The 18802-nt window shown below is 38.3% G+C and carries 16 protein-coding genes; 13 read left to right on the top strand and 3 right to left on the bottom strand.

Annotated features, from left to right (window positions below; translation table 11 throughout):
• Positions 1-2: 2 nt before the first annotated feature.
• From BacF7301_RS20275 to BacF7301_RS20245, 7 genes are all read left to right on the top strand, one after another.
• Positions 3-869 carry an AAC(3) family N-acetyltransferase gene (locus BacF7301_RS20275; RefSeq protein WP_245208493.1) on the top strand — a complete coding sequence of 289 codons (867 nt, stop codon included), beginning with the start codon at positions 3-5 and terminating at the stop codon, positions 867-869.
• Entirely contained in the window at positions 866-1909 is a 1044-nt protein-coding gene (locus BacF7301_RS20270; RefSeq protein ID WP_167965691.1) for a polysaccharide deacetylase family protein, read from the top strand. Before BacF7301_RS20275 ends, BacF7301_RS20270 begins: the two co-directional genes overlap by 4 nt.
• Positions 1896-3113 (top strand): glycoside hydrolase family 76 protein, encoded by a 1218-nt coding sequence (locus tag BacF7301_RS20265; RefSeq protein WP_167965689.1) that lies wholly within the window; start codon positions 1896-1898, stop codon positions 3111-3113. The genes BacF7301_RS20270 and BacF7301_RS20265 overlap by 14 nt, the downstream gene beginning before the upstream one ends.
• Positions 3095-3802 carry a WecB/TagA/CpsF family glycosyltransferase gene (locus BacF7301_RS20260; RefSeq protein ID WP_167965687.1) on the top strand — a complete coding sequence of 236 codons (708 nt, stop codon included), beginning with the start codon at positions 3095-3097 and terminating at the stop codon, positions 3800-3802. Before BacF7301_RS20265 ends, BacF7301_RS20260 begins: the two co-directional genes overlap by 19 nt.
• A 21-nt stretch (positions 3803-3823) precedes the next feature.
• Positions 3824-4624: a polysaccharide biosynthesis/export family protein gene (locus BacF7301_RS20255; protein ID WP_167965685.1), complete on the top strand. Its 801-nt coding sequence runs from the start codon at positions 3824-3826 to the stop codon at positions 4622-4624.
• A gap of 8 nt (positions 4625-4632) precedes the next feature.
• A complete protein-coding gene (locus BacF7301_RS20250) occupies positions 4633-7047 on the top strand; it encodes a GumC family protein (RefSeq protein ID WP_167965683.1) in 2415 nt (804 codons plus the stop codon).
• A 441-nt stretch (positions 7048-7488) separates the two neighbouring features.
• Positions 7489-8535 (top strand): mannose-1-phosphate guanylyltransferase, encoded by a 1047-nt coding sequence (locus BacF7301_RS20245; RefSeq protein ID WP_167965681.1) that lies wholly within the window; start codon positions 7489-7491, stop codon positions 8533-8535.
• A gap of 3 nt (positions 8536-8538) precedes the next feature.
• Here the strand turns inward: BacF7301_RS20245 and BacF7301_RS20240 are convergent, their stop codons facing one another.
• The gene (locus tag BacF7301_RS20240; protein WP_167965679.1) at positions 8539-9432 is read right to left on the bottom strand and encodes a helix-turn-helix domain-containing protein; all 894 of its coding nucleotides are present in this window, start codon (positions 9430-9432) and stop codon (positions 8539-8541) included.
• 164 nt (positions 9433-9596) lie between these two features.
• Here BacF7301_RS20240 and BacF7301_RS20235 point away from each other — a divergent pair, with 164 nt between their 5' ends.
• From BacF7301_RS20235 to BacF7301_RS20215, 5 genes are read left to right on the top strand one after another with little or no spacing between them, the layout of a single operon-like run.
• Positions 9597-10856: a TolC family protein gene (locus tag BacF7301_RS20235; protein ID WP_167965677.1), complete on the top strand. Its 1260-nt coding sequence runs from the start codon at positions 9597-9599 to the stop codon at positions 10854-10856.
• 15 nt (positions 10857-10871) lie between these two features.
• Positions 10872-11783: an HlyD family secretion protein gene (locus BacF7301_RS20230; RefSeq protein ID WP_167965675.1), complete on the top strand. Its 912-nt coding sequence runs from the start codon at positions 10872-10874 to the stop codon at positions 11781-11783.
• A gap of 15 nt (positions 11784-11798) precedes the next feature.
• Positions 11799-13277: an ATP-binding cassette domain-containing protein gene (locus BacF7301_RS20225; protein WP_167965673.1), complete on the top strand. Its 1479-nt coding sequence runs from the start codon at positions 11799-11801 to the stop codon at positions 13275-13277.
• Positions 13278-13279: 2 nt separating this feature from the next.
• Positions 13280-14383 carry an ABC transporter permease gene (locus BacF7301_RS20220; protein WP_167965671.1) on the top strand — a complete coding sequence of 368 codons (1104 nt, stop codon included), beginning with the start codon at positions 13280-13282 and terminating at the stop codon, positions 14381-14383.
• Between the two features lie 25 nt (positions 14384-14408).
• Complete coding sequence (locus BacF7301_RS20215; RefSeq protein WP_167965669.1) at positions 14409-15524, top strand: ABC transporter permease; 1116 nt, start codon at positions 14409-14411, stop codon at positions 15522-15524.
• A gap of 124 nt (positions 15525-15648) precedes the next feature.
• Here BacF7301_RS20215 and BacF7301_RS20210 read toward each other — a convergent pair whose 3' ends face one another.
• Positions 15649-16077, bottom strand: coding sequence for an Hsp20/alpha crystallin family protein (locus tag BacF7301_RS20210; RefSeq protein WP_209319464.1), 429 nt, complete (start codon positions 16075-16077; stop codon positions 15649-15651).
• Between the two features lie 269 nt (positions 16078-16346).
• Positions 16347-16814: an alanyl-tRNA editing protein gene (locus BacF7301_RS20205; protein WP_167965667.1), complete on the bottom strand. Its 468-nt coding sequence runs from the start codon at positions 16812-16814 to the stop codon at positions 16347-16349.
• A gap of 43 nt (positions 16815-16857) precedes the next feature.
• On the opposite strand from BacF7301_RS20205, the gene BacF7301_RS20200 reads away from it, so the two are divergent.
• Positions 16858-18783, top strand: a complete 1926-nt coding sequence (locus tag BacF7301_RS20200; RefSeq protein ID WP_167965665.1) for a recombinase family protein — start codon at positions 16858-16860, stop codon at positions 18781-18783.
• The last annotated feature ends 19 nt before the right edge of the window (positions 18784-18802 follow it).

Here is an 18802-nt window from a genome sequence, read left to right as displayed (position 1 = left end):
TGATGGTAAATATAAAGTCTTTTTTGAAAGGAGTTTTATCTCCAGAGTTGAGGAGCCATTTGAAAAGATTAAAACGCCATCTTAAGGAACGGATGAAAGGTGATGTCCCTCAAACATCTCTCGATGAGTTGAAGGGGATATTAGTAAATGATTTGGGCTTACAATCTGGGGATAAAATCATAGTATCTTCAGGATTCGGTAATTTGAACGCAAAATATTCTCCTCAAGAAGTAATAGAACTACTTCAATCGATTGTTACCAAAAATGGTGTGATAATGATGGCTTATTACCCCCCGATGAATTCTGATGAATGGGCGAAAGGTAATCATATATTTGATATGAAGAACACTAAGTCAGGTATGGGAATTTTAACTAATGTTTTTTCTAAAATGCCAGATGTTTATAAAAGTATTCATCCAACAAAAGCAGTTTGTGTGTGGGGCAAGAATGCCCAAATTTTTGCAGGAGGACATGAAAATAGCCAAACCCCATTTTATTGGGATTCTCCTTATGGAAAATTATTAAAAGAGGAGTGTAAGTCTTTAGGATTGGGCGTAAAGAATATTCCAGCTTTTCATGCGTTAGAAGATGTATTATCAAAAGATAAAGCAGAGTGGTATTTGTCTGATAAGTTTTTATTGAAAGTAAGGTTGGAGAATGGAGAAGAGAAAGATGTGAAAACATATATTCACAATAGTAAATTAATGAATTCAGCAATTAGTCCAGGAGATTATGTTGCATCACTTCATTGCAAAACTTACAAAAGAGTAGATTTTGGTTTTTCTTTTATATATGTGGTGGACAACACAGATCTTTATAATGAGGTGAAGATTAAGTATGAACAAAATATTACTCGACTTAAAAAATGAAGGTATTTCTTCTTACTCTTGATTATGAGTTATATGGTAATGGCTCTGGAAATATTTTCCAACACATGATTGAACCGACTAAACATTTGTTGGATATTGCGAATCTGTATGATGTACATTTTACTTTCTTTTTTGAGGTAATAGAATACTGGAAATTAAAAGATGAATGGGCTAAAGGTAATACAATGGGATATAAGGAGAATCCTATTGAAGCAATTGAACAACAATTATTAGATGCTTATAAGGCTGGACATGATATACAACTACATCTTCATCCTCAATGGGTAGATGCTTATTGGGATAAAAATAAATGGAATGTTAATTTGAAAGAATGGCGATTGGGTAGTTATGAACGTGATGGAGAATATTCTTTGGTAAATCTCTTAAAGAAAGGTAAAGCTATTATTGAAGAGTTGATTCAACAGGTTGATCCGACGTACGAATGTATTGCTTTGCGTGCTGGTGGATATAATATTCAACCTTCTGAGAATATTGTAAATGCAATGGAGCAAGCTGGGTTGGTGATTGATTCGTCTATATATCCTGGAGGGAAGGAAGCAGGAATTCTTTCAAATTATGATTATTCAAATATACCAATAGATTTAGAATATTGGCAAGTGGGGAATATGTTAGAACAAAGAGGAAATAAAGAGATATGGGAGTTACCAATTGTTGCTTTTCCAATGGTCCGTTGGACTAAATATATTTCAATGGAGAGAATGAAATCGTTATTTCAGAATCGAAAGTCGGCAAAAGATGCTTTTGAAGCAAAAACAAACGGAATTCATAAAGGAAAACTTGATAAGATTAAATATTTTTTTGAAAGGGAATATCAAACTTGGGACTATTGCCTTTTTTCTTCTATAATGCATAGAAAATTTTTGTCGTTAATAGCTTTACAAGATAGAAATATATTCGTACTCGTTGGTCATCCTAAAAGTTTTGTATCAAGTGGAGGATTTAAGTATTTATTGTCTGAAACAAACGATGGTTTTAAATATCAAACAATAACGGAAATATATAAAAATGACATTAAGTAATACTACTACTAAAATATTACTGAAACTTAAATTGTACTGTGAATCACAGCACTTTAAGGGATGGGATCCTTATGATGGATTGAATTCGAAACTTTTTCATGCATTTCCTCTTTTAAAGAAGTCTGCTTTATGCAGATTAATCATCATTCAGGGATTTAAAAGATGCCCTATTAATTTGCGTTCTGTAGCATTCGTTCCTAAAGAATATAATGCAAAAGGAATAGGGCTATTCCTACAAGGATATTGTAATTTATATACAGTGGTTTGTAAATCTCCTGAGCTGGAAATTGAGTTTGGAACAAAGGCGGTGTTGTTGAAACAAATCGGAGAGCTGGCAAATTTATTGATCTCACTCCAATCGAAAGGTTACGCCGGTGCTTGTTGGGGATATAATTTTGACTGGCAAGCACGACGATTGTTTTTATTTCCTAAATATACACCTACCGTAGTAGCAACAAACTTTTGTGCTACAGCATTGATGGAAGCTTATGAAGTTACAGGCAACAAGGAGTTCTTGAATGTGGCACTTTCTGCTGCAAACTTTGTTATGAATGATTTACACCGAGTTGATTGCAATGGTGGTTTTTTATTCTCGTATAGTCCACTCAAAGGTAACGATACAGTATTTAATGCTTCATTGTTAGGTAGTAAGCTATTAAGCTATTGTTATCATTATACAGGAAACGAATTGTATAAGAAAGCTGCAAGAAAGTCGGTGATTGCTTGTTGTAATGCACAGAAAGAGGATGGTTCGTGGGTGTATGGGATGTTTCCCGTACAATCATGGATTGATAGTTTCCATACAGGCTACAATCTGGATGGTTTGATAGCATATGAAGAACAGACAGGAGATAGAGCATATCATTTGCATATTGAAAAAGGATTTAATTTTTATATCAGTCATTTTTTTGAAGAGGATGGTACTCCTAAGTATTACCATAATCAAATGTATCCGATAGATATTCATTGTCCGGGGCAGTTGTTTATTACTTTACATAGATTGCATAAGTTTAATGAAAATCAGGAAATGGCTGAGAAAGTGCTGAATTGGACAATAAAGAATATGCAAGATAAAAAAGGATATTTCTATTATCAACTTAAAAAAGGAATAAGCTCGAAGATTTCTTATATGCGTTGGAGTAATGCATTTATGTTTAATGCTTTAAGTTATTATATATTATCGCTATGCAAGACAAAAGAGTAATATTGAATGGTGTAAAAGTACATCCCTTCAAGGCTTTTTCAGAACTATTGGAATATGTGAAAGGCCGTAAAGGTATTTTGGTAGCTATCAATGCTGAAAAGATTCTGCATGCTACAAATCAGACACGGGATATCATCAATCGAAATATTGGTTACTGTGATGGTATTGGCGCTGTGATGGCTTTGAAACAACATGGATATAAGGATGTTGTTAAAATTCCGGGGTGTGAACTCTGGCTGAAGATAATAGCTTCTTTATATGAAGAGAGAAAAAGTTTTTATTTAGTCGGTGGTAGGCAGGACGTGATTGAAAGTACGGTAGAGAAGTTGCAGAAGGAATTTCCAGGTATTAATATTGCCAACTATCGAAATGGTTATATCAAGACAGAGACGGAAAAGCAAGCATTGATTGCTGATATTGTGACAAGGAAGCCGGATGTGGTGTTTGTAGCTATGGGCTCTCCAAAACAAGAGTTGCTTATGGAGGAAATGTTTCAACAACACATAGCTATTTATCAAGGGCTGGGAGGAAGTTTCGACGTGTATACGGGAAATGTGAAACGTGCGCCCAAATGGTGGATAGATCATAATTTAGAGTTTGCATATCGATTAGTGAAACAGCCGTCGCGAATAAAGCGTCAGATTCATTTGATACGCTTTCTTCAGTTGGTGAGAATGGGCAAGATTTAACATTTTAAATACAATAAATTTATGAATAGATTAAATAAACAATTATTTTGGTTGATGTTGACTTTTCTTTTGGTTGCATGTCAATCGTATAAAAAAGTACCATATCTGCAGGATGTCGAGGTCATAGAGCAGACTACACAACAGGAGAAAATGTATGATGCGAAGATTATGCCAAAAGATTTGTTGACTATTGTTGTATCATGTACTAGTCCGGAATTGGCTATGCCATTTAATCTTACTATTGCAAGTCAGGTAAATGTTAATGAAATGAGTAAATATACAACAGCTCAGCCCACGTTACAAACTTATTTGGTGAGTAACGAAGGTACTATTGATTTCCCTGTATTAGGAGAACTGAAGTTAGGCGGATTGACGAAGAAACAGGCAGAGCAAATGATTGTAGAAAAACTGAAGCCTTATATAAAGGAGATTCCGATTGTTACAGTACGCATGGTGAATTACAAGATTTCTGTCATTGGCGAGGTTGCCCGTCCGGGGACATTCACTATCAATAACGAAAAGGTTAATTTATTGGAAGCTTTGGCAATGGCAGGAGATATGACAGTATATGGACTTCGTGACAATGTAAAGTTGATTCGTGAAGATAACAATGGTAAACAACAGATTATAACACTTGATCTCAATAAAGCTGAAACTATTTTATCCCCTTATTATTGGCTGCAACAAAATGACATACTCTATGTGACTCCGAATAAAGCGAAGGCACGCAATTCGGATATTGGTAACAGCACAAGCCTTTGGTTCTCGGCTACTTCTATATTGGTATCATTAGCAAGCCTGTTAGTAACAATTTTGAAATAACAAAATATATGATTGAGGAAAGAAAGGAAAGAGCTAACCAAGCGGACGAAGAACAAATTAATATTCAGCAAATTATTTTCCGCTATTTGATTCATTGGCCGTGGTTTATCGTTTCGGTCGTTATCTGTATGATTGGTGCATGGGTTTATTTGTTTACAACTACTCCGATTTATAATATCTCTGCTACTGTATTAATAAAGGATGACGAGAAAGGTGGAGGAGCAAGCATGGGCTCGGAATTAGAGAAAATGGGACTTGATGGTTTCATGTCTTCATCAAAGAATGTGGATAATGAAATAGAGGTATTACGCTCTAAATCATTAGCTCGTGAGGTGGTGAATCAGTTGAATTTGTATGTGACTTACAGAGATGGTGATGCATTTCCTGCAAAGGAGCTATATCGAACTTCTCCTGTACTGGTAAGTTTGACACCGCAGGAAGCAGAGAAACTTCCCAAAACAATGGAGGTGGGAATGACTTTACTATCAACAGGAGCTATGAATGTACAAATTATAGTAGGTGATAAAGAATATAATAAGCAATTTGATAAATTGCCGGCAGTATTTCCTACGGATGAGGGAACTGTGGCTTTTTTTGAAAATAAGGATACGTTAGCGGTTATTCAGCCTGAAGAAGAAAGTGAAGAACGGCATATTACGGCTTTTATAAATAGGCCACTATCTGTGGCTAAAGGATATACTAGTGCTTTGTCAATTGCTCCTACGTCAAAAACGACTTCTGTAGCTACTGTTTCATTGAAAAACTCGAATACTCGGCGTGGTACGGATTTTATTAATCAGTTGCTGGCGATGTACAATATCAATGCCAACAATGATAAAAATGAGGTAGCCCAGAAAACAGCAGAGTTTATTAACGAACGCATTGGGATTATTTCGAAAGAACTGGGTAGTACAGAACAAGATTTGGAGAATTTTAAGCGTAGTGCCGGTATTACTGACTTGACAAGTGAAGCTCAGATAGCATTGACTGGGAATGCTGAATATGAGAAAAAACGTGTAGAGAATCAGACGCAGATTAATTTGGTAATGGACTTATATCGTTATATGAAAGGTAATGAATATGAGGTTTTGCCAAGCAATGTCGGATTGCAGGATGCAGCGTTAGCTGGAGCAATAGATCGATATAATGAGATGTTGGTGGAAAGAAAACGTTTGCTACGCACATCGACGGAAAATAACCCGACTATTGTAAATTTGGATACCAGTATTCGGGCAATGCGAAGCAATGTGCAGGCCACATTGGATGCTACAATAAAAGGCTTGCAGATTACGAAGGATGATTTGGCTCGTGAAGCGAACCGTTACTCCCGTCGTATCAGTGATGCGCCGACTCAGGAGCGTCAGTTCGTCAGTATAGCCCGTCAACAGGAAATCAAAGCCGGACTCTATCTGATGTTACTTCAGAAACGTGAGGAGAATGCAATAACTTTGGCAGCTACTGCAAATAATGCGAAAATTATTGATGAAGCATTAGCGGACGATAATCCGGTTTCTCCTAAAAGGATGATAATCTATTTGGCTGCTTTAATAGCCGGTGTGGGATTTCCTGTCGGTATTATTTATTTGATTGGACTGACAAAATTAAAGATTGAAGGTAGAGCTGATGTGGAAAGGTTGACTTCACTCCCAATTGTTGGTGATATTCCTCTAACTTCTGAAAAACAAGGCTCTATTGCTGTGTTTGAGAATAAGAATAATCTAATGAGTGAAACCTTCCGGAGCATTCGTACTAATCTTCAGTTTATGCTCGAAAATGGTAAGAACGTGATTTTGGTAACTTCGACTATTAGTGGTGAAGGTAAATCCTTTGTATCGGGAAATCTTGCAATCAGTCTTTCTTTGTTAGGAAAAACAGTTGTGATTGTGGGACTTGATATTCGTAAGCCGGGATTAAATAAGGTATTCAATATTCCTAAAAAAGAACATGGAATAACTCAATATCTAACTAATACTACTACAAACTTAATGGATTTGGTGCAGCAGTCTGATATAAATAAGAACTTGTTTATTTTACCTGGCGGAACAGTGCCGCCCAATCCGACTGAATTGCTTGCACGTGATGCTTTGGAAAAAGCGATTGAACTTCTGCGCCAAAATTTTGATTATGTAATATTGGATACTGCTCCTGTCGGTATGGTAACAGATACATTGCTGATAGGACGTGTGGCTGATTTGTCTGTTTATGTATGTCGTGCGGACTACACCCATAAAGCTGAATATACACTAATTAATGAGTTGGCTGAAGGAGATAAACTACCTAATATTTGTACAGTCATCAATGGACTGGATATGAATAAGAAAAAATATGGCTACTATTATGGGTACGGTAAGTATGGTAAATATTATGGCTATGCCAAACGTTACGGTTATGGATATGGAGAACAATATAATGATAAAGAATAAAGAAAAAATAGCGTAGTTTATTACTTATGCTGTTTGACCCCAAGTGAGATGAAATATGTAGGTCCCTAACTTCATGCTACACACATGAAGAACCCTACATTTTGTAGGTCAGGAAACGTACAGCGGTATGTTCCTGGTCCACGCCCTCATGTCGGCGTAAAAGCCGGTGTGATTTCCTTTTATATCAACTGTCTGCGAAGATCGTTGATATATTTTTTTTATAACAAGCAAAGGTGGAAAACGAAATACGAATAAGAGTAAAACATAAAGCGGTGCTTTACGAAGGCTAAAGCATAGCTTTACTACCTCTAAAGCTATGCTTTAGGACTAAGAAAACACCATGTGTTACAAGTGTTTTAATTAGTTTCTTTTGTTTTCCTTGCGGAATTGGGCATTTTGGAGTAACTTGCGCAATTATTTAAAAATTGGAGAATAACAGGTATGGATAATCATGTCGTAATAATGGCTGGTGGCATTGGCAGCCGTTTTTGGCCGATGAGTACACCGGAATGTCCAAAACAATTTATTGATGTAATGGGATGCGGACGGTCGCTGATTCAGTTGACTGCCGATCGTTTTGACGGTGTTTGCCCGAAGGAAAATATGTGGGTGGTTACTTCCGAGAAATATATAAATATTGTTCGGGAGCAGTTGCCAGAGATGCCGGAGAGTAATATTTTGGCAGAGCCTTGCGCACGTAACACGGCACCCTGCATAGCTTATGCCTGCTGGAAGATCAAAAAAAAACACCCGAATGCGAATATCGTAGTGACTCCTTCGGATGCATTGGTTATCGATACGGGAGAATTTCGTCGGGTAGTAGAGAAGGCACTTCGTTTTACGAATGATAGTAGCGCTATTGTTACCCTAGGTATCAGACCGACCCGTCCGGAAACCGGATATGGGTATATTGCTGCCGGAGATCAGATAATGACGGATAAGGAGATTTTCACAGTAGATGCATTCAAGGAAAAACCGGATAAGGAAACTGCTGAGAGGTACTTGGCAGAAGGAAATTACTTCTGGAATGCCGGAATCTTTGTGTGGAATGTACGTACCATAACCTCGGTGATGCGTGTATATGCTCCGGGTATTGCACAGATTTTCGACCGTATCTTCCCGGATTTCTACACGGAGAAAGAAAGCGAAACGATAAAGAAGCTGTTCCCGACTTGCGAAAGCATTTCTATTGACTACGCGGTGATGGAGAAAGCGCAGGAAATCTATGTACTGCCTGCATCATTCGGTTGGTCAGATTTGGGTACATGGGGTGCTTTGCGTGGACTGTTACCACAGGACAAATCGGGAAATGCTACGGTAGGAACAGATATTCGCCTGTATGACAGTAAAAACTGTATTGTACACGCCAGCGAAGAAAAGCGGGTGGTGGTTCAAGGACTGGACGGATATATCATTGCCGAGAAAGATAATACGTTGTTGATTTGTAAACTGGAAGAAGAACAGAGGATTAAAGAATTCTCAAAATAAGAGCTATTCCGGGTTCTGATATTCACGTGGTGTTATCCCTGTTATCCGTTTGAAAAACTTGCAGAAAAAAGAAGGGTTAGGGAAATTTAACTCATCAGAAATTTGATAAACAAGCAGGTTGCTATGCTTTAGCAATACTTTAGCTTCTAGTATAATGGACTGGTTTATCCAGTCCATTACTGTTTGTTGGCTGGCTTGTCGGACGACCGTATTGAGATAGCGTGGAGTGAGACATAGTTTGTTTGCATAAAAAACAACGTTACGCTCTTTCTTACTATAAGTATTGACCAAAGAGATGAAACGCTGGAAGATTTCTTCCTGGCGTGTTTGGTAGTTTTGTGTTTTCTGGTTGTTATTGGCAAGGTATTCTATATTATATAAGAGGCTGACCAGTAAATGCTGAATGACTTCCCGGCGGAAGAACGATTCTTGTAATATATTCCACATGAGGTCAAAATAACTTTTAAATTGCTGGCTTTCCTGCGGTGTCAGGGATAATATAATATTTTTCTGTAATTGTGAGAGATGGGTAAAGAAATCATCCTTTCCGATTATAGGAAGAAATTCAGAATCCATTGCCACCATTTGCATATCAAAATCAGGAGATACCTCGATGAGCTGAAGAATAGAATTGGGAACTATTAGCAACATCTTGTCTGGCTGGAAAGTTTGTTCTATCAGGTTAATTAGTACCCGTGCATACCCCTGTTTGATAATCGCAACACGTCCTTCTTTGATTCGGTATGGCTGATCTAATGTGACAAGACTCGATTCTAATTTTGCAAAGCTGTGTACAAATCCGAAATGCGGTGATATAAAACGGAACTCATTATGCCGGACGATATCCAGATTCCCTAATATTTCCAATCCTATATTCAAAGGTGTTTTCTTCTCCATTTTTTTTCTTTATTTTTCCGGCAAAGATAATAAAAAGCTCCAAATGACCTTTCTTCCTTTTGCTTTATCGAACTATTGGGACATATTTGCTGACTATCAGAATGTGACTGTATCTCTGAAACACCTATCTTTGTCTTTCGAAGAATTAATAGAAAATGATGCGTATGAAAAGAATAGTTTTCAGTTTCTCCTTTTTATTGTTTGTATTGGGTATGTATGCGCAAGTTACGTTAGAAGAATGTCAACGGAAGGCGCAGGATAATTATCCGTTGGTACATCAATATAGTTTGGTGGAGAAAACAAAGGAATATAGTTTGGCAAATGCGGCCAAAGGATATTTGCCTCAGTTGGCTCTTTCGGCTAAAGCTACTTATCAGAGCGAAGTGACGGAGATTCCGGTGAAACTTCCCGGAGTAGATATAAAAGGATTACCCAAAGACCAGTATCAGGTAATGTTGGAGTTGCAACAGAAAATTTGGGATGGTGGCGGAATCCGGATGCAGAAGAAACATACAATGGCGGAAGCTGAGATAGAGAAAGAAAGCCTGAATGTGGATATGTATGCACTGAACGGTCGGGTGAATGATTTGTATTTCGGAATTTTGTTGTTGGATGAGCAATTGCGACAGAATGTATTGTTGCAGGATGAACTGGAACGGAATTACCGTCAGATCACCGCTTATGTGGAAAATGGAATAGCCAATCAGGCGGATTTGGATGCTGTGAAAGTAGAGCAGTTGAATACCCGCCAGAAGAGGGTAGACCTTGTTTCGTCACGTGCTGCTTATTTGAAAATGCTTTCGTTGCTGGTAGGGGAAGAGTTATCTCAAAACACTACATTGGAGAAACCCGTCCCTCAGAATGAAGTTTCTGCTGTTAGTGAGATACGTCGGCCGGAATTATCCTTGTTTGATGCGCAAGGAGCCGGGTTGCAAGTTCAGGAAAAGGCACTTAATGTACGTCATCTTCCGCAATTCGGATTGTTTGTACAAGGAGCTTATGGAAATCCGGGGCTGAACATGCTGAAAAATGAATTCTCTCCTTATTATATGGCAGGTGTCCGCTTTTCGTGGAATTTCGGTAGTCTGTATACGTTGAAAAACGACCGGCGGGTGATTGAGAATAAACGCCGGCAGTTGGACAATAACCGGGATGTGTTTCTTTTCAATACGCGGTTGCAAATGACGCAACAGGATCAGGCGATTCGTTCGTTGGAGAAGCAGATGCAGGATGATGATGAGATTATCCGTCTGCGTACTAATATTCGAAAAGCGGCAGAGGCAAAGGTGGCTAATGGAACATTGACCGTGACCGAGATGCTTCGGGAACTGACCAATGAGAGCTTGGCGCATCAGTCGAAAGCCCTGCATGAGATTCAACGGTTGATGGGCATTTATCAATTGAAATATACAACGAATTATTAAAAAACTTCTCAGGATATGAAAGGAATAACAAAGATAGGAATGTGGGGGATGGCATTGGTAATGTTGTCTGCCTGCGGAAACGGGACACCTGATTATGACGCAACCGGTACGTTTGAAGCTACGGAAGTCATCGTCTCTGCCGAAGCTGCCGGAAAATTGCTAAAGTTGGATGTAGAAGAAGGTACAAGATTAAAGGCGGGTGAAGAAGTTGGTTTGGTCGATACCGTGCAGTTATATCTGAAGAAGCTGCAACTGGAAGCTAGTATGAAATCCGTGGAAAGCCAGCGTCCTGACCTTGCCAAACAGATTGCTGCTACCAAACAGCAGATTGCTACGGCCGAACGTGAAAAGAAACGGGTAGAGAACTTGCTTGCTGCGGGTGCGGCGAATCAGAAGCAGTTGGACGACTGGGATGCACAAGTCAAATTGCTCGAGAGGCAGCTTGTTGCCCAGGAATCATCATTGCTGAACAGTACGAATAGTCTGACGGAACAGGGAAATTCGGTAGCCATACAGGTGGCACAGGTGGAAGACCAGTTAGACAAATGCCATATCCAGTCACCTATTGAAGGTACGGTACTGGCAAAATATGCGGAAGCCGGTGAACTGGCATCTGTCGGCAGACCATTATTTAAAGTGGCAGAAACTGACGGAATGTACCTGCGGGCTTATATAACTTCCGAACAGTTGTCACAAGTGAAACTGGGAGATAAGGTGACTGTCTATGCCGATTATGGAAATTCGGAGCAGAAAGCCTATCCGGGCGTGATTACATGGATTTCCGACCGTTCGGAATTTACTCCTAAAACTATCCTGACAAAAAATGAACGCGCTAATTTAGTATATGCAGTGAAAATAGCTGTGAAAAATGACGGAGAACTGAAGATAGGTATGTATGGTGGAGTAAAAATGAAGGTTGGAAACTGAAAACGGAGAATTTAGATGAAAGTGGCAGATGGAAGAGAACCCATAGTGGTTGCGGAAGAAATCAGCAAAAGCTATGGAAAGGTGGAAGCGCTGAAAGGAGTTTCTTTTGCGGTAGAGCAGGGAGAGATTTTCGGGCTGATTGGCCCCGATGGTGCGGGAAAGAGTACCTTATTCCGTATTCTGACTACTCTATTGCTTGCTGATAAGGGTGTGGCGGCTATCGGCGGATTAGATGTAACTTCGGACTATAAACAGATTCGCACGAGGGTAGGATATATGCCCGGTCGCTTTTCGCTTTATCAAGACCTCTCGGTGGAAGAGAATCTGGAGTTTTTTGCTACGGTATTCCATACGACAATCCGGGAAAATTATGATTTGATTAAGGATATCTATCAGCAGATAGAACCGTTCAAAAAGAGAAGGGCAGGAGCCTTGTCGGGTGGTATGAAGCAGAAACTGGCATTGAGTTGCGCGTTAATTCATAAACCGGATATTTTATTTCTGGACGAGCCGACTACGGGTGTGGATCCTGTGTCGCGCAAAGAGTTTTGGCAAATGCTCAGGAATTTAAGGCAGCAGGGGATTACGATTATTGTTTCGACTCCTATTATGGACGAAGCCCGCCAATGCGACAGGATTGCTTTTATCAATCATGGACAAATTCATGGCATCGATACACCTGAACGTATTCTGCAACAATTTGCTTCTATTCTTTGTCCGCCTTCATTGGAACGGGATGAAGTACGGCATGAGAGGACGCCTGTGATTGAAGTGGAGCAGTTGACTAAATGTTTTGGAAGTTTTACCGCAGTAGATCATATCTCCTTTCAAGTGAACCGGGGAGAAATCTTTGGCTTTCTGGGTGCTAACGGTGCAGGAAAGACGACAGCTATGCGGATGCTTTGCGGACTGAGCCGGCCGACATCGGGGGTGGGAAGGGTAGCGGGATATGATATTTTCCGAGAGGCGGAGCAGGTAAAGAAACATATCGGATACATGAGCCAGAAGTTTTCTCTATACGAAGACTTGAAGGTATGGGAGAATATTCGCCTGTTTGCCGGAATCTATGGAATAGAAGAACAGGAAATAGAACGGAAGACTGAGGAATTGCTGGAGCGTCTGGGTTTTTCTGCCGAGCGGGATACTTTGGTGAAAAGCCTTCCTTTAGGCTGGAAGCAGAAACTGGCATTTTCGGTTTCAATCTTCCACGAGCCGAGAATCGTTTTTCTGGATGAGCCGACCGGTGGGGTGGATCCAGCCACGCGAAGACAGTTTTGGGAATTGATTTATCAGGCTGCCGACCGGGGAATCACGGTATTTGTGACCACACACTATATGGACGAAGCGGAATATTGTAACCGGATTTCTATCATGGTGGACGGACAAATTAAGGCTCTTGACACGCCTGCCCGTCTGAAAAAGCAATTCGGAGTGGAAACGATGGATGATGTTTTCCAAAAATTAGCCCGCAGTGCGGTGCGCAAAGCAGATTGATTATGAGACAGTTTATTGCTTTTGTAAAGAAAGAGTTTTACTATATTTTCCGTGACAGGCGGACGATGCTGATTCTGTTGGGGATGCCCGTTGTGCAGATTATTCTGTTCGGATTTGCCATCAGTACGGAAGTGAAAAATGTACGCCTGGCTGTGCTCGATCCTTCTAATGATGTGGTGACACGGAAGATCATTGATCGTTTGGATGCCAGTGAGTATTTCACGGTTACTGCCCGTTTTCATTCACCTCAAGAGATGGAAGCTGCTTTTCTGAAAAGTGAGATTGACATGGCGGTTGTTTTTGGCGAACGTTTTATGGACGGGCTTTATGCGGGCGATGCTCGTGTACAGTTGATTGTTGATGCGACGGATCCGAATATGTCGACTTCTCAAGTTAATTATGCGACTGGAATTGTCTCTATGGCAGGGCAGGAGATGCTGCCGCCGAATGTATCGGCTGCCAGTCTGACTCCCGACGTAAAGCTGCTGTACAATCCTCAGATGAAAAGTGCTTATAATTTTGTACCGGGAGTGATGGGGTTGATTCTGATGTTGATTTGTGCCATGATGACCTCTATTTCCATCGTTCGCGAGAAAGAAACAGGGACAATGGAAGTATTGTTGGTTTCGCCGGTAAAACCGTTATTTATTATTTTGGCAAAGGCTGTGCCTTATTTTGTGTTGTCGTTTGTCAATCTGATAACTATTCTGTTACTTTCAGTCTTTGTGCTGGATGTCCCGGTGGTGGGAAGTTTGTTTTGGCTGATAACGGTGTCTCTGTTGTTTATCTTTGTGTCTTTGGCTTTGGGGTTGCTGATTTCATCGGTAACGCAGACGCAGGTTGCCGCTATGTTGGTATCGGGCTTGATGTTAATGATGCCTACTATGCTGCTATCGGGGATGATTTTCCCTATTGAGAGTATGCCATTGATACTTCAGTGGATATCGGATATACTTCCGGCACGTTGGTATATTCAGGCGGTGCGAAAGTTGATGATTGAAGGCGTGCCGGTTATATTTGTAGTGAAGGAGATTGGAATTTTATTGTTGATGGCGACGGTGCTTATAACAGTCAGCTTCAAGAAGTTCAAGTATCGGTTGGAATAATAATGGGCTAAATGGAGAATTACTTATGATAAAGTTCTTGATAGAAAAAGAGTTTAAACAGTTGCTACGCAATTCGTTTCTGCCGAAACTGATTCTTGTTTTTCCATGTATGATTATGCTGCTGATGCCTTGGGCGGTAAATCTGGAAATCAAGAATATCGAACTGAATATAGTGGATAATGACCATTCGGCTATTTCCCGGCGACTGGTGAATAAGATTGCTGCTTCCACTTATTTCCGTCTGGTGGAAGTGCCGGCTTCCTATGAGGAAGGGCTTCGAAATATTGAAACCGGAACGGCGGATATTGTAATGGAGATACCGAGGCATCTGGAACGGGACTGGATGAACGGTGAAGATGCTCATATCTTGATAGCTGCCAATGCCGTGAATGGGACGAAAGGGGGACTTGGAAGTTCTTACTTAGCTTCCATAGTTAATGACTATGCTGCCGAATTGCGTTCGGAACGTCCTGAAGCGGCTACCCTTTCCGGGGCTTTTCCTTCTATCCGTATTGATACTCAGGGATTGTTTAATCCGAATTTGAACTATAAACTTTACATGATTCCGGCATTGATGGTTATGTTGCTGACATTGATTTGTGGCTTTTTGCCTGCCTTGAATGTGGTTAGCGAAAAAGAAGTGGGGACGATTGAACAAATCAATGTGACACCGGTTCCGAAGTTCGTCTTTATTCTTGCCAAACTACTGCCTTATTGGTTGATTGGCTTCATTGTGTTGACTTTATGTTTCATATTGGCATGGTTGATTTACGGTATAGTACCCGTCGGGCATTTTATGTTGATTTACTTCTTTGCAGTTCTTTTCGTATTGGTGATGTCCGGCTTCGGACTTGTCATTTCCAATTATTCGGCTACAATGCAGCAGTCGATGTTCGTTATGTGGTTCTGTATGTTGATTTTGATATTGATGAGCGGGCTGTTTACGCCGATTAGCAGTATGCCGGAGTGGGCACAATGGATTACCAGGCTCAATCCTTTGCGTTATTTTATGGAAGTGATGCGAATGGTGTATCTCAAAGGGAGCGGTTTCTTTGACTTATTGCCACAGTTGGGGATATTGCTGTTTTTTGCAGTTGTGTTTAATAGTTGGGCAGTGGTCAGTTACCGGAAGAATCAATAAGAAACATATCTACATAAAGGGATACATCTACATGTATATAAAAAGACAGCCCATTCCTTTTGATTGGAAAGAGCTGTCTTTGTCATTTCTATCACTGGTTCCAGTGATTTAGTTGGTTACCGTATTATTTTACTTCGATTTGTCTATTCGGCTTCTTCACTTCTTCTTCAGAGAGTTTGGGAAGTTCAATATTCAGAACGCCATTATCTACGGATGCAGCAATTTTTTCTTTGTCTACATTATCCGGTAGAATCATTGTTTGCTGGAACTTGGAGTATGAGAATTCGCGACGCAGATAGCGACCTTCTTTCTTCTCCTCTTTGTTTTCAGTCTTCTTCTCCATGCTGATGACGAGGTTGTTGTCTTCATCAATGCGAACATTGAAATCATCCTTTGTCATACCTGGAGCAGCCAGTTCTACTTTGTATTCTTTCTCTGTTTCCAAAACGTTAATTGCAGGTGCAGTAGCATTTGCTTTTACCATCCAATCGTTATCAAAGAAATCGTTAAAGATACTTGGTAACCAACTTTGAGTTCTTCTAACAGGCATCATAATTTTAGTCTCCTATCTTTAAGTTAAACATTTTATTAATTCAAGTTTGAACTTCGGAACTCTTGCAGGTAGTGGAGATTATTTGGGTATCCACTGTCTGTTCTTGAACCGTCATTCACTCTTAATAGTGCAAACCTCGTGCCAATTGATTTTAGAGATTAAAAATGTCTATTTGACATTTGAATAATGTCAATTTTACTTATTTGGTGACAAAATGTATTCTTCTTTTATTTATTTTATATAAGATAGATATTAATTTTATAATCCGGTTACTTCTTCTCGATTAGCTTGAATCTTAATCTCAGCGTTTGCCTTTCTTCATCATAATCATAACTGATGATTTTGAAAGTTCCCACTTCGGCGGTATTGGATACATGAGAACCGATACAGGCACAGGCATCATAATCGCCAATACGAATGATGCGAAGTGTTTCGCTGGCATCCGCAGGTAGTTTACTCAAGTCTACAATGTCTTTAGCCTGCTCATGTGTCATAAACTCAATAGTCACTGGCAGATTCAGACTGATGACTTCGTTCACTTTATTTTCAATAGATTGTATCTGCTCTGCTGTCGGACAAGAGGAAAGAATATAGTCACATTTACTTTTTTTTCTTTCTATGTGGGCGTTGCGAGAGCGTGGGCAACCGAAAGTTTTTACCATGGTGGCATTTAATAAATGCTCCGCTGTATGCATAGGTGCGATAAACATACTTTGAAATTTTTCTTTTCCATCCATAATTCTTATATTTGTAAATGATAATGCAAATATAAGAAAAAATATGAAAAAAGTAGTAGCAATTTATGTGAGAATTAGCACCCAATTACAATATTTAGATAGACAGATTGAAGAATTGACAGCTTATGCTAATAACCACCAATATAAGATATATAAAGTGTATAATGATGTTATTACAGGTTTCCAATCTAAGGAAAAACGCCCACAGCTATTAGAACTAATTAAAGATTCTAAGAAAGGTTTATTTGAACTTATATTATTCAGTGAATTTTCACGATTAGGGCGAAATCAAATGGAACTAAATAGGCTTATTAATGGTTTTCATAAATTAGATATTGAACTATATTTTGCTAAGCAAAATCTAATGATATATAGGAAAGAAATTGATATGAGCACGAAAATGACTTTATATGTTTTAGGTCTAATTTCTGAGTATGAAATTAAACTATTTGCAGAAAGGTCTATTAGCGGAAAAATATCAGCCTTAAAAAATAGAGGTATTAATATCGGTGGATTTTCTAATTACGGATATACAACAGATAAAGTAACAAAGAAAATGATAATAGATAAAGATGAGGCTAATGTAGTAAAGCGTATATTTAATCTTTATAATGAAGGAAAATCACAGCACGAAATATGTGATATATTAAATGATTTAAATGTACCACCACCATACTTTAAACGTTTAAATAATGCTAATAATAAGAGAAAAGAAAAGGGGTTTAAAGAGAAGGATTATAAAGGAAAAGATACTTCAATTTGGCTTATCAGCTCATTAAATCGCATTTTAAAAAATGAGGTTTATATAGGAAAACGATATTTTGAGTTTTATAAGCCCGATGTAGATAAATATATAGATAAAGAAATAGATGACTTATTTAAAACAGAAGAAGAAAAAAAAGAAGATGTAAAAAAAGAACGTGAGTTATTAGAGAAGTTTGAAATATATGATAAAGATTTAGCTATTATAGATGAAAGATTATTTTTAGATGTTCAGACTAAAATAATAAAAAATAGAACTAATAAAAACCCCGAAATAAAGTATAAAAACTTGCTGAAAACAAAATTAATTTGCGGAATATGTAGCTCAAATTGGGCAGTTGGAAAAGAGAATGATTATCATATATATAGATGTTATGGGAGTTATAAAGGGAGTGTTTCCCGTAAAAAAATATGTTTTGATAGCCTGCAAATTTCGCAAAGTAAACTAAATGGTTTAGTAGTACAATTATCAATACAAAGATTTGCAGAATGGCAGATAGAATATAATTCTCAGAATAGAATTGATGAATTAAGAAATAAAATAGCCGAGAATAATGATTATATTAGAATAAAAGAAAAAGAATTGAGTAATATAAAAGAGGAATGGATAAACTTCTTTAATAAGGCAATTAAGTTTAATATTGAAGATAATTTAATAGCAGAAAAGAAAAATGAATATGATATAGAAAATAACGCTATTAATAGAACAATAGATAGATATAAAAAAGAAGTAATAAAATACTCTGAAATTATTAATTCTATTTCTAAGATGGATAAAGAAAAGGGGTTGTTATCTAAAATACGTGAATTGAAAGATAAAAAAGATTTGATTAAACAAATGATAGACGATTATATAGATAAAATAGTTGTTTATCCATTGTATAAGAAATATAGTTTAATTATTGTTTGTTATATAGATGGCTCTGAAAGTTGGGGGAGTATAAAATCAGCAAGATATAGTAAAGAAGAACTTTTTATTGACCCTATATTTGCTATTACTCCTCAATATATTAGTTTATTCTACTATAATGAATATAACAAGCATACTTGTACATTTGATTCTGAGAATAAATGCTTTCATTATATTTCTGAGAATAAAACATTATTAGGTGATACTAAGTTAGGTGATTATTCGATAGAAGAATTTATAACTCTATTAAAAGAGCATGAAGCAACAATATCATTTGTTAATTACGATTATAATTGATATATTTGCATATTGTTTA

The organism is Bacteroides faecium, from assembly GCF_012113595.1.
In the GTDB taxonomy this organism is placed as follows: Bacteria; Bacteroidota; Bacteroidia; order Bacteroidales; family Bacteroidaceae; genus Bacteroides; species Bacteroides faecium.
Note: the sequence above shows the minus strand (reverse complement) of the source record. Positions and strands in the feature narration are given on the sequence as shown.